Annotated in this window: 8 protein-coding genes; 3 read left to right on the forward strand and 5 right to left on the reverse strand. The window is 67.4% G+C overall.

Annotation, left to right across the window (positions count from 1 at the left end; genetic code table 11):
• The 3 genes from INE98_RS12700 to INE98_RS12710 all read left to right on the forward strand — a co-directional run.
• On the forward strand, positions 1 to 1,340 hold a 1,340-nt coding region (locus tag INE98_RS12700; RefSeq protein WP_293539303.1), incomplete at its 5' end, for a TonB-dependent receptor.
• A gap of 19 nt (positions 1,341 to 1,359) precedes the next feature.
• On the forward strand, positions 1,360 to 2,418 hold the full coding sequence (locus tag INE98_RS12705) for a tyrosine-protein phosphatase (RefSeq protein ID WP_293539304.1): 1,059 nt from the start codon (positions 1,360 to 1,362) through the stop codon (positions 2,416 to 2,418).
• 106 nt (positions 2,419 to 2,524) lie between these two features.
• Complete coding sequence (locus INE98_RS12710) at positions 2,525 to 3,049, forward strand: hypothetical protein (protein ID WP_293539306.1); 525 nt, start codon at positions 2,525 to 2,527, stop codon at positions 3,047 to 3,049.
• Here INE98_RS12710 and INE98_RS12715 read toward each other — a convergent pair.
• The 5 genes from INE98_RS12715 to INE98_RS12735 form a co-directional block, all read right to left on the reverse strand.
• The gene (locus tag INE98_RS12715) at positions 3,024 to 4,166 is read right to left on the reverse strand and encodes an NAD-dependent epimerase/dehydratase family protein (protein ID WP_293539308.1); all 1,143 of its coding nucleotides are present in this window, start codon (positions 4,164 to 4,166) and stop codon (positions 3,024 to 3,026) included. The two genes, INE98_RS12710 and INE98_RS12715, sit on opposite strands and share 26 nt — an antisense overlap.
• Positions 4,167 to 4,221: 55 nt before the next feature.
• Complete coding sequence (locus INE98_RS12720; RefSeq protein ID WP_293539309.1) at positions 4,222 to 4,665, reverse strand: DUF2834 domain-containing protein; 444 nt, start codon at positions 4,663 to 4,665, stop codon at positions 4,222 to 4,224.
• Positions 4,666 to 4,873: 208 nt separating this feature from the next.
• The gene (locus INE98_RS12725) at positions 4,874 to 6,325 is read right to left on the reverse strand and encodes a glutamate synthase subunit beta (RefSeq protein ID WP_293539310.1); all 1,452 of its coding nucleotides are present in this window, start codon (positions 6,323 to 6,325) and stop codon (positions 4,874 to 4,876) included.
• A gap of 11 nt (positions 6,326 to 6,336) precedes the next feature.
• Complete coding sequence (gene gltB / locus INE98_RS12730) at positions 6,337 to 10,971, reverse strand: glutamate synthase large subunit (RefSeq protein ID WP_293539311.1); 4,635 nt, start codon at positions 10,969 to 10,971, stop codon at positions 6,337 to 6,339.
• Between the two features lie 136 nt (positions 10,972 to 11,107).
• The coding region (locus INE98_RS12735) for an L-lactate dehydrogenase (protein WP_293539313.1) at positions 11,108 to 12,178 on the reverse strand (1,071 nt) is incomplete at its 5' end.

The raw sequence follows: 12,178 nt of genomic DNA on the forward strand, positions 1-12,178 counted from the left end.
AGGGCTGGTCCATGCACCTGTCCTGGTCGCCGTCCGAAGACCTCGAAATCCGGTCCATCTCAGCCTACCGGCGGGTGAAGCAGAGCCAGTACGACAACGCCATCGGAGCCCACGCCGGCGTCTTCGTCCCGAACGCACAGTTCGCCCGGTACAGCATCGCCTCCCTGCGTCAGGACCAGGTGAGCCACGAGATCCAGGCGCTCGGGACCCTGGGCGACCTGACCTATGTGGTCGGGGCCTATTACTTTCGCGAGGAGGGGGACGACGACGCCTGGACGCCGAATACCCTGCAGTGGAACGCCACGGGGACGGCCGCCACGCGGCTGCCCAGCCTGCTCGCAGGCGCTCGCTGGCCCTTCCCGGACCGGGCGAGCACCGCACGGGCCACCAGCACGGCGCTCTTTGGCCAGGCCACCTGGGTCCCGGCCGCGCTCGAGGGGCGGCTCAGGCTGACGGCGGGCGGGCGCTTCACCCAGGACAAGAAGGACGGCGAGCTGACCCGGGTGAACGGCGCGGTGACGGCCTTCACCTTCGACTTCGAGGATGATCGCTTCGATCCCTCGGTGTCGGCCCTCTTCGACCTGACCGAGACCACCAGCGTCTACGCCAAGTGGGGAACCGCCTATCGGGCGGGCGGGGCCAACTCCCGTTCGGTCAGTTACCGGGCCTTCGGAGCCGAGCAGGTCGCCACCACCGAGGCGGGGGTGAAGAGTGAATTCTGGGATCGGCGGGCCCGCCTCAACCTGGCGGCCTTCACGACAGAATACACCGACATCCAGATCGACTTCTCCGCCGTGAACCTCAACAACAGCAACCGGGGCACGATCGAGACCGTGAACGCCCCTGGTGAGGGCCGGATCGGGGGCCTCGAGGTGGATTTCACCATAGCGCCCGTCTCCGGTCTCACCCTGTCGGCGAACTATGCCTTCACGACCAGCCGCCTGCCCCTGGCGGCGAACCCCTTCGCCGGCGGCCGGCTGCAGCCTGTGTACATCGTCTATACGCCCAAGAACGCCTTCAGCGCCTCGATCAGCTACACGCGACCCGTCGGTGAGATGACCCTGAGGGCACACCTCGACGCCAACCTGGCCGATGGCTACCGCGGGTCCTCCGGTGAGGCCACCTTCTCGGACTTCTCGCGGGTCTGGAACGGCAGGCTGGCGCTGGGCGACATTCCCGTCGGAGAGCGGGTCCAGATGGAACTCAGCCTCTGGTCTCGCAACCTCTTCGACGACTCCCACGTCTTCTACCGGAGCGCCGCGGCGTCGGCGGCCCAGGGCGTGTTCGGCATGTTCAATGAACCCCGGACCTACGGCCTAGATATCTCGTTCCGCTACTGACCCCAGGAATCCCCGAACCATGTTCAGGTCCTTCACCCTCGCTGGGGCCATGGCCCTTGTCCTCATCGCCCCTGCCGCGCAGGCCCGCGTCGCCTCCGAGAAGGTCGAACGCGCCTCGCCGGACCGCATCTTGGTGACCTGGTCCGCACGGGGCCCGGTCGACGTCTATGTCGCAGATCGGCCCGACGCTCCGAAGGAGACGATGCAGCTGGTTTCCGACGATGACGGCGACGGACGGCACGAACTGGCGGCCGATCTGATCAGCCGACCCTACTTCCTCCTGGTGGATGTCACCGACGGCGAGACAGTCCGGGTCGCGGAGCGCATCCTGCCCCTGACCCAGGGGTCGAACTTCCGCGATGTCGGGGGTTATCGGACCTCCGACGGCCGAACCGTCCGTTGGGGCCGGATCTATCGCTCCGGAGCGACGCCCTCGCTGACCGAAGATGATCTTCGCCGGGTCCGCGACCTGGGTCTCACACAGATGATCGACCTGCGCTCCAATGAGGAACGGGTGTTGGCGCCCTCGCGGATCGAGGGCGTCGCCACCACCACCGTAGGCTACTCCATTGGGGCGATGGCCCTGGGGCGGAACGGGACAACCCCAGACATGGAGGCGATCTATCGCGGCTTTCCGGATCTGCTTGCGCCCCAGATGAAGATCCTGTTCGCCAGCCTTCTCCGGAACGAGGGGCCTGTAGTCTACAACTGTTCGGCTGGCCAGGACCGGACAGGCTTCGCCACGGCCCTGATCCTGCGGGCGCTCGGTGTGCCCGTGAAGACGGTCATGGCGGATTATCACCTGTCTACGACCTATCGCCAGCCGCAGCACGAGATGCCCAGGTTGACCCCGGAACTCATCGCCGCCAATCCCGGCGCGGCGGTGTTCGCCCAGTACCAGAAAGACCCGAAGTACCTGACGCCGCAGCCGCTCAGGGACAGCGTGGGGACGGGCTATCTCGCCTACGCCCTGGACGAAATTGATCTTCGATGGGGGTCGGTCGCCGCCTATCTCCAGGCGGAGGCCGGGATCGGCCCGGCGGAGCTCAGCCGGCTGAAGGCGATGTACCTGGAGTAATTAGCCTAGGGGCGGCGCAGAGCAGCGCCACGGCTGTGGATCAACGCCCCTACCCTGCCCGCCGCGGCGCTGGTAGGGTCGGGGCCTCAGTTTCCGGAGCCCGACCATGATCCGCCACACCGGCCCCGTCATCCTCGCCGCCGCAAGCCTTCTGACCCTCTCCGCCTGCCAGCATGCGCCCGACGGCATCACCTCGCCCAAGGCGGCCGTCCGAAGCTTCTACAACACCTACGAGGGCGATTTCCGCCAGGCTGAGCTGGCCCGGCTGAGTCCCGGTCTCGCCGCTGAGGTCAAGCGGGCCCGGGACAATGAGGTCGAGTCCGCCCCTCGGACCAAGGCCGGGCCAAACCCCACCGACAAGCCCAACATCCTGGAGGGCGAGATCTTCGCCGGCCTCTACGAGGGTTACACCAGCTACAAGATGGGCCCGGCGCGGGTGATCGGCGACCGGGCTTCGGTGGCGGTGACCTTCAAGAACAAGGGCTACAAGACGCGGTGGACCGACGACGTCAAGCTGGTCAACGACAACGGCTGGAAGATCGACAACGTCCTGTTCACGGGCGGCTGGACCGGCCTGACGAGCACCCGCGACGCCCTGCGCCAGTTCAACGCCATTCCTGTCGAGCCTTGAAGCCGGCGTCCGCCGTCTTCGAAACCATAGGGCCCCCGGCCTGCAGATATCGGGCGGAAACTGACCGCACCTTCGGTTTCACGCCCGCCACCGACAGCAGGCTCTCCACGCAGTCCCGTATCGAGTCGTCCAGGGGTCTGAACTCGATTCCGGTGACGGCGCGGATGCGGTCGTTCCTGAGGTCCGCCAAGGCCCAGACCGCCCGGAGTTCGGCCTCCCGCGCCTGGATCCGCTCGGGGAAGGGATCCGTCACCTCGGGCGTGTCATGGCCGATCTCCGGCAGGAGCCTGTCAATGTCGGCGCAGATGTCCTCGACCTTCCGCATGTCCGTGGACCAGGCGATGAAGCGCTCGCCATTGGCCACCTCGGTGCTTTCCAGGAGGCCGATGTGGCAGAGGGCGTCATCACGCACGTCGACGGTCATCCAGGGACGGTAGGCCCCGTTCTGGAAGTACTTGCCCAGCAGCATCATCTCGATGTTGTGCTGCCAGGGGCCCATGTCCTTCTGGTGAGCGGATAGGATGGGCCCGAGATTGTCGCCGGGACAGCAGGTAATGGCGTCCCAGCGACCGCTGGACTCAGCGGCTTCGGCGAAGGCGCGCTCGGCGTGCAGCTTGCCCATTGAGTAGCCCTGACCCCGATCCGGCGTCCGCTTGGGGTTTGTCTCGTCCGGATACCGGTCTTCATAGAAGACCGGACGCCGGGCCACCTCGTAGATGTCGGCCTCGGAGATCACCGCGGCGATCGAGGAGGTCAGGACCACCCGCGTCACGCTGCCCGAGGCCTCCACGCTCCTGATGATGTGGTCGCAGACCCGGGCGACATAGGCGGGGTCGTCGTAGGTGCTGACGTGGGCGATGTGGGCCACGCCATGACAGCCACGGAAGATGTCGTCGTAGCAGCCGTCCCGGTCAAGATCAGCGGCGTGAAGGGTCAACCGGCCCGAGGCGTAGCCGGGCATGGCCTTCAGGAAGGCTGTCCGCGTCGCATCCTCCGTGTCGCGGACGCAGGCCCGGACCCGGTACCCCTTGCCCAGCAGCAGCCGGACCGTCCAGCCGCCGAGGAACCCCGCCGCCCCGGTGACAGCGATGGTCCCGCGCTTGGGTATGGGCGCCATGTCTTCCTCCCCCGTCTCTGTGTCCGCGACAGCAAGACCCCTGCGGCCGCGACTGTCAAATCAGCCCGGCGGCCCGGATCCCGAGGCCGAGGAGGACCAGGACAAGGGCGGAGAGGAACCCAAGGCCGACACCGTCGGCGAGCCCTGGCCGGCCCTCGATTTCGGGGGGTGTGCGAAGCGCGAGCTCCCGCGCGGCGAGGAACAGCGGAACAGCGAAGGCCAGGGCGACGGCCCAGCCCAGGAGCGGATAGAGCCAGACCGCCTTCATGCGCCGGCGACGGCCCTCGACGACCATCCAGATGGAGACGGCCCAGCCGAGGATAAGGATGTCAAAGGCAATGGACCGGGCGCCTGGATTGACTACCGTCGCCCTGAGGAAGTCGATGAGACCGCCGGGACCTGCTGCAGGACCGAGATAGGCGAGGTTCTGGCTCCAGGTCAGGACGAGGCCGGCCAGACCGAGGATCAGGTAGATGAAGACGAGCGGACGTCCGGCCATCGCATTCTCCCGGTTCAGCGCAGCCCGAGGTCGGCATGGCGCACCTTGCCCGCCGATGATGGCGCGCCGGGACAGGCCCTGCGCTGCCGGTGACTCGGCCGCAAGACGGCAGCAGGGGCGCCCCCCCTGGCGAATCCGGAGACCGAGATCGGCGCGTCGTTCATTCCGACAGCCTAGACCCGGTCGGCCATGACGCCAAACCCCGGGTTCAGCGCGGAAGCCGCGAGGTCCCCATCAGGTAGGCGTCGACAGCGTGAGCGCACTGTCGCCCCTCCCGAATCGCCCAGACGACCAGAGACTGGCCCCGACGCATGTCGCCGCAGGAGAAGATGCCCGGGGTGGAGGTCTGGTAGGAGACCGTATCGGCCCGCACGGCGCCCCGGATGTCGAACTCGACGCCGGCCTGGTCTGTGAACGCCGACTTCTTCGGCCCGACAAATCCCATGGCGAGGAGCACAAGGTCCGCCTTGAGCTGGAACTCGCTGCCGGCCACTTCCTGCATCTGCTGGCGGCCATCCGGCCCGGTCACCCACTCCAGCCGGACGCACTCCAGGGCCTCGACCCGGCCGTTCGAGCCGATGGCGCGCCGGGTGGCGACGGCGAACTCGCGATCACAGCCTTCCTGGTGACTGGAAGAAGTCCGCAGGCGCAGGGGCCAGTCCGGCCAGGTGAGGGCCTTGTTCTCGCGCTCTGGCGGCTGGGGCATGATCTCCAGCTGGGTCACCGACGCGGCTCCGTGGCGGTTGGAGGTGCCGATGCAGTCCGATCCGGTGTCGCCGCCACCGATCACCACCACATGCTTTCCGGTGGCCGAGATGGCGCCGGTGGGCGCCGCGCGCAGTTCGTCGTCCCCGGCGACGCGCTTGTTCTGTTGGGTCAGGAAGTCCATGGCGAAATGGATTCCGCCCAGTTCTCGGCCCTCGATCTCGAGATCGCGGGGCGCCTCGGCGCCGCCGGCCATGACCAGGACCTCGTAGTCATCCATCAGGCGCTGGACGGAGACATTGACCCCCACCTCGAAGCTGGTGCGGAAGATCACGCCCTCCGCTTCCATCTGGGCGACCCGCCGGTCGATGAGATGCTTCTCCATCTTGAAGTCGGGAATGCCATAGCGGAGCAGGCCGCCAATGCGGTCGCTCTTCTCGAAGACCGTCACGGCGTGCCCGGCGCGGGCGAGCTGCTGTGCGCAGGCAAGACCCGCCGGACCAGACCCCACCACGGCCACACGCTTGCCGGTGCCCTTCGGGGCCATCTGCGGCGTGATCCAGCCTTCTTCCCAACCCCGGTCGATGATCTGGCACTCGATCGTCTTGATGGTGACGGGCGTGTCCTGGATGTTCAGGGTGCAGGACGCCTCGCAGGGGGCGGGGCAGATCCGGCCGGTGAACTCGGGAAAGTTATTGGTGGACAACAGGTTGTCCAGGGCGGCCTTCCACTGCTCGCGGTAGACGAGGTTGTTGAAGTCCGGGATCTGGTTGTTCACCGGGCAGCCGTTGTGACAGAACGGAATCCCGCAATCCATGCAGCGCGAGGCTTGGGCCACCAGCTCCTGTGTCGGCAGCGGATTGACGAACTCACGGTAGTTGCGGAGCCGCTCCTGGGGGGGCTGGTAGTCGCGGTCCCGACGGCTGACCTCAAGAAATCCGGTCGGCTTTCCCATGTCTCGACTCCTTACTCTGCCGCGACCGCGGCGCCGGCCCGGCGGGCGGCGGCGAGGTCGGTGAGGGCCCGGCGGTAATCCTTCGGCATAACCTTCCAGAACTGGCCGAGGGAGGCGTCCCAGGTCTCCAGGATCCTGGCGGCCTGCCGCGAGCCGGTGTGCAGCAGGTGACGCTCAATCAGGATGCGTAGACGTTCAGCGTCATGCGACAGCATGTCACCCATGCCGGAGTCCTCCACAGAAGGCGACCGCTGGCTCGGGCGACCTTCGTCGCCGCCGATGGTAGGATCGATCCGTTCCAGATCGACCATGGCCGCATTGCAAAGCAGCGGGAACTTCTGCGCCGGGTCGTAGACATAGGCCACGCCGCCGGACATGCCGGCGGCGAAGTTGCGTCCGGTATCGCCCAGGACCACGACGACGCCGCCGGTCATGTACTCGCAGCCGTGGTCGCCCACGCCCTCGACCACGGCCACCGCCCCGGAGTTGCGGACCGCGAAGCGTTCGCCGGCGACCCCCTCGATGTAGGCCTCACCGGCGATGGCCCCGTAGAGCACCGTGTTGCCGACGATGATGTTGGCGGTGGGGTCGCGCGGGGCGCCCGCCGGCTGGCGGACGATGACCCGCCCGCCGGAAAGGCCCTTGCCGACGTAATCATTGCCGTCACCGGTCAGCTCCAGGGTGAGACCCCGGGCTGCGAAGGCGCCGAAGCTCTGGCCCGCCTGTCCGGTGAAGGCCAGGCTGATGGACCCGTCCGGCAGGCCGGCGTGACCATGGCGGCGGGCGATCTCGCCGGACAGCATGGCGCCGACCGTCCGGTTGATGTTCCGCACCGGATAGGTTCCGCGCACCGGACTGCGGCCATCGAGGGCCTGGGCGCAATCGGCGATGAGCTGCTGGTCCAGCGCCTTCTCCAGTCCGTGCTCCTGGCGGTCCTGGTTATTCAGGACCGCGCGATCGCGGGCAGCGCCGTCATGCAGGATGCGCGACAGGTCGACGCCGGCGGCCTTCCAGTGGTCGACGGCCGGCTGCATGTCGAGGCGATCCACCCGGCCCACCATCTCGGCGACCGTCCGGAAACCCAGCTCGGCCATGATCTGGCGAAGCTCCTCGGCCACGAAGAAGAAGTAGTTGATCACGTGCTCGGGCTGGCCGGTGAACCGGGCCCTAAGAACCGGGTCCTGTGTGGCCACCCCGACCGGGCAGGTATTCAGGTGGCACTTGCGCATCATGATGCACCCGGAGGCGATCAGGGGCGCGGTGGCGAAGCCGAACTCGTCAGCGCCCAGAAGGGCGGCGACGGCCACATCGCGGCCAGTCCGCAGGCCCCCGTCCGCCTGGACGGCGATGCGCGAGCGCAGGCCGTTGAGGAGGAGGGTCTGCTGGGTCTCGGCGAGTCCGATCTCCCAGGGGGAGCCGGCGTGTGTCAGGGAGGTCAGGGGCGAAGCCCCCGTACCCCCCTCGTAGCCGGAAATCGTCACATGGTCGGCGCGCGCCTTGGCGACGCCGGCGGCGACCGTCCCGACACCGACTTCGGACACCAGCTTCACCGAGATCCGGGCGGCCGGATTGACGTTCTTCAAGTCGTGGATCAGCTGAGCCAGATCCTCAATCGAGTAGATGTCATGGTGTGGCGGCGGGCTGATCAGGCCAACCCCGGGGGTCGAGTGACGCACCCTGGCGATGTTGGCGTCGACCTTGTGACCGGGCAGCTGGCCGCCCTCGCCGGGCTTGGCGCCCTGGGCCATCTTGATCTGAATGTCGTCGGCGTTGACCAGGTACTCTGCGGTCACGCCGAAGCGGCCCGAGGCCACCTGCTTGATCGCCGATCGCAGGGAGTCGCCGTTGGCGAGCGGCTTGAAGCGGTCCGCCTCCTCGCCGCCCTCGCCGGTGTTCGACTTGCCGCCGATCCGGTTCATGGCGATGGCCAGGTTGGTGTGCGCCTCGCGGCTGATCGATCCGAAGCTCATCGCCCCGGTCGCGAAGCGCTTGACGATCTCCGAGGCGGGCTCGACCTCGTCAAGGCTGAGCGGGGTTTCGGCGTTGCGGAACCGCATCAGGCCGCGCAGGGTCAGGTGACGTTCCGCCTGGTCGTTGATGGACTGGGCGAAGGCCCGGTACTCGTCAGGCAGGTTGCCGCGCACGGCGTGCTGCAGGCGCGAGACGGACTCCGGAGTCCAGGCGTGGGTCTCGCCGCGCAGCCGGTAGGCGTATGTGCCCCCCACGTCGAGCATGTCGGCATAGATCGGGGAGTCGCCGTAGGCGTCCCGGTGCCGACGAACCGTCTCCTCGGCGATCTGCACGAGGCCGGCGCCCTCAATGGTGGTGGCGGTGCCGGTGAAGAAAGCTTCGATGAACTCGCTGGACAGGCCCACGGCATCGAAGATCTGGGCCCCGCAGTAGGACTGATAGGTCGAGATGCCCATCTTGGACATGACCTTCAGAATCCCCTTGCCGACCGCCTTGATGTAATTCTTGCGGACCTCGTAGGCCGTCTCCGGCAGCTTGTTGCGGACCCGGATATCTTCCAGCGTCTCGAAGGCGAGGTATGGGTTCACCGCCTCGGCGCCATAACCCGCCAGGACGCAGAAGTGATGCACCTCGCGGGCCTCGCCGGTTTCGATGACCAGGCCGGTCTGCATGCGCAGGCCCTGGCGGATCAGGTGGTGGTGCACCGCCGCCGTGGCCAGGGCCGCCGGGATCGGAATCCGGTCCGCAGACGCCTCACGATCCGACAGGATCAGGATGTTGCTGTCGGCGAGGACCTGGTCGGTCGCTTCGCGGCAGAGCCGCTGTACGGCGGCCTCCAGGCCCGCCGCCCCCTCCGAGGCCGGCCAGGTGGCGTCCAGGGTGGCGGTTCGGAAGGCGCCGTCCAGCAGCTGGTGAATGGACCGGATCTTGGCCAGGTCCTCGTTGGTCAGGATGGGCTGGGAGACTTCCAGGCGTTTGTGGGCGCCGGCCTGACGGCCGAGCAGGTTCGGGCGTGGCCCGATCATTGAGACCAGGCTCATGACCAGCTCTTCCCGGATCGGATCGATCGGCGGGTTCGTCACCTGGGCGAAGTTCTGCTTGAAGTAATCGTAGAGCAGCTTGGAGCGCGTCGAGAGCACGGCGATGGGGAAGTCCGACCCCATGGAGCCGACGGGATCGTCGCCGCTCCGGGCCATGGGCTCCAGGAAGTGGGAGAGGTCTTCCTGAGTGTAGCCGAAGGCCTGCTGACGATCGAGCAGGCTGACCGGGTCGGCCGGCGGCGGTGGTTCGACCGGGGTGACCTCAGCGAGGTCCTCGAGCTTGAACTGGGTGCGCGAGAGCCACTCCTCATAGGGCTCGGCGTCGGCGAGGGTGCGCTTGATCTCCTCGTCCTCGATGATGCGGCCCTGGTCGAGGTCGATCAGCAGCATCCGGCCGGGCTGCAGCCGCCACTTGCGGACGATGCGCTCGTCGGGAACGGGAAGAACGCCCACCTCCGAGGCCATGATGACATTGTCCTGGTCGGTGATGATGAACCGGGCGGGGCGCAGGCCATTACGGTCAAGAGTGGCGCCAATCTGGCGGCCGTCCGTGAAGGCCACGGCGGCGGGTCCGTCCCAGGGCTCCATCAGGGCCGCATGATACTCGTAGAAGGCCCGGCGCTTGGGATCCATAAGCGGGTTGCCGGCCCAGGCCTCGGGAATGAGCATCATCACCGCCTGGGCGAGAGGAATCCCACCGGCGATCAGAAGCTCCAGCGCGTTGTCCAGGCAGGCCGTGTCGGACTGGCCATGCGGGATCAGCGGCCACATCTTGTTCAGGTCCGGGCCCAGGAGGTCGCTCTCCAGGGTGCGCCGGCGGGCGTTCATCCAGTTCACGTTCCCCCTGACCGTGTTGATCTCGCCGTTATGGGCGATGAACCGGTAGGGGTGGGCCAGCTTCCAGGAGGGGAAGGTGTTGGTCGAGAACCTCTGGTGGACGAGGGCGAGAGCCGAGACGGTGCGCGGATCACGCAGGTCGCAGTAAAAGCTTCCCACCTGGTGGGCGAGGAGCAGGCCCTTGTAGACCACCGTCCGGGTCGAGAAGGACGGCAGGTAGAGCTGGGTCAGGTTGGGCAGGTTCTTCTGAACGGCCAGCTCTGCCAGCGGGTTCTGGAGTTGCTTGCGGATGGTCAGGAGCTTGCGCTCGAAGGCGTCCTGGTCCCTGACGTTCGGGCCCATGCCGACGATGGCCTGACGAATGACAGGCATCTGGGCCAGCACGGCGGCGCCCAGCCCCTTTGTGTCGGTCGGCACGTCGCGCCAGCCGAGCAGGACCTGGCCCTCGACCTTCAGGAAGTGCTCAAACTGCTGGATGGCGACGTCGCGCGTCTCCTGGTCCTGGGGCAGGAAGCACATGGCCACGGCGTACCGGCCTGCCTCCGGCAGGTCGACGCCAGCCTCGCCAGCCCAGTCGCGCAGCAGGACGTCAGGAATCTGAATCAGAATCCCGGCGCCGTCGCCCACCAGGGGGTCCGCGCCCACGGCGCCGCGGTGGTCGAGATTAATGAGAATCTCCAGACCGCTGGTCACGACCTCATGCGATTTGCGCCCTTTGATGTTGGCGACAAACCCCACGCCGCACGAGTCATGCTCGTTCCGCGGATCGTATAAACCCTGCATTTCCGGAGCGCTCATGGCGGACCCCACTTCAATGGCTTCAAGGCGCACGCAACCGCGGCCGCAAAGGGCCGTTTTCACGCGCAGAACCGTGTCGCATTACCGGCTGTCAAAGGGCTTGTCGACGCCTGCTCGGCTTCGTCAGCGAAAGTTTTTATGGCGCCGCAGCATCAAGCAGTCGAGCGTCCGCCCGGGTCACCTCGCGGCAACCCGTGAGGATCATCGCGGTATTCAGTTCCGCGCGCATGACGCCCAGCATCCGCGCGACCAACGCCTCGCCCCCCGCGCCAAGGGCCCACGCCCACGGACGGCCGACGAGACAGGCCCGTGCGCCGAGTGAAAGGGCCTTGAGCACGTCCAGGCCGGAACGGATCCCGCCGTCCATGAGGATCTCCAGGTCACCTCCGACGGCGTCAGCGATCCTCGGCAGGGCGGCGATGGAGGACAAGACGCCATCGAGCTGTCGCCCCCCGTGGTTGGAGACCACCAGTCCCTGCGCCCCGGCGCGGACGGCGTCCCGCGCATCATCGGGATCCAGTACGCCCTTGATCACGATGGGCCCGTCCCAGGTTTCCCGGACAAAGTCGAGATCCTTCCAGGTCACGGAGCGGTCGAAGTTGCGGGCGATCCAGCCCAGGAAGTCATTCACTCGCCTCCCTCCCCCCACGGCCGCCTGGACATTGCCCAGTGTGTGGGGTCGGCCATGGACGAAGAGGTCCCAGGACCAGGCCGGATGGGTCGCGCCCTGCCAGAGGGTGTTCAGGGCGGCGGGTATTCCGCTCAGCCCGGTGAAGCCGGAACGGACGTCGCGGTACCGCGCCCCGGGAACCGGCAGGTCGACCGTGAAGACAAGCACCGGACAGCCTGCGCCGCGGGCCCGGGCGATGAGTTCGCGCATGTAGCCCCGGTCCTTGAGCATGTAGAGCTGGAACCAGGGGGGCGTTCCGGCGGCGGCCACCTCCTCGATGGAGCAGACCCCGACCGTGGAGAGACAGAAGGGGACGCCGGCGCCCGCTGCGGCCCGGGCCGCCTGGACCTCGCCGCGCGCGGCATACATGCCGGCCATGCCCACGGGCGCAAGGGCGACGGGCATGGCGAGGGGTTGTCCGAAGAGGGTGGTGGAGAGATCCACCTGCGACATGTCCCGCATCACCCTTTGGCGAAGGGCGATGGCCTCCAGGTCACGGACATTCCGCCTCAGGGTCTCCTCGGCGTAGGCGCCGCC

The sequence above is a fragment of the Phenylobacterium sp. genome (genome assembly GCF_020253645.1).
Taxonomy (GTDB): Bacteria; Pseudomonadota; Alphaproteobacteria; order Caulobacterales; family Caulobacteraceae; genus Phenylobacterium.

What these genes read in the sequence shown, in the direction of transcription:
- INE98_RS12705 (WP_293539304.1), top strand. Translation starts at nt 1,360, where the DNA reads ATGTTCAGGTCCTTCACCCTCGCTGGGGCCATGGCCCTTGTCCTCATC.
- INE98_RS12710 (WP_293539306.1), top strand. Translation starts at nt 2,525, where the DNA reads ATGATCCGCCACACCGGCCCCGTCATCCTCGCCGCCGCAAGCCTTCTG.
- INE98_RS12715 (WP_293539308.1), bottom strand. Translation starts at nt 4,166, where the DNA reads ATGGCGCCCATACCCAAGCGCGGGACCATCGCTGTCACCGGGGCGGCG.
- INE98_RS12720 (WP_293539309.1), bottom strand. Translation starts at nt 4,665, where the DNA reads ATGGCCGGACGTCCGCTCGTCTTCATCTACCTGATCCTCGGTCTGGCC.
- INE98_RS12725 (WP_293539310.1), bottom strand. Translation starts at nt 6,325, where the DNA reads ATGGGAAAGCCGACCGGATTTCTTGAGGTCAGCCGTCGGGACCGCGAC.
- gltB (WP_293539311.1), bottom strand. Translation starts at nt 10,971, where the DNA reads ATGAGCGCTCCGGAAATGCAGGGTTTATACGATCCGCGGAACGAGCAT.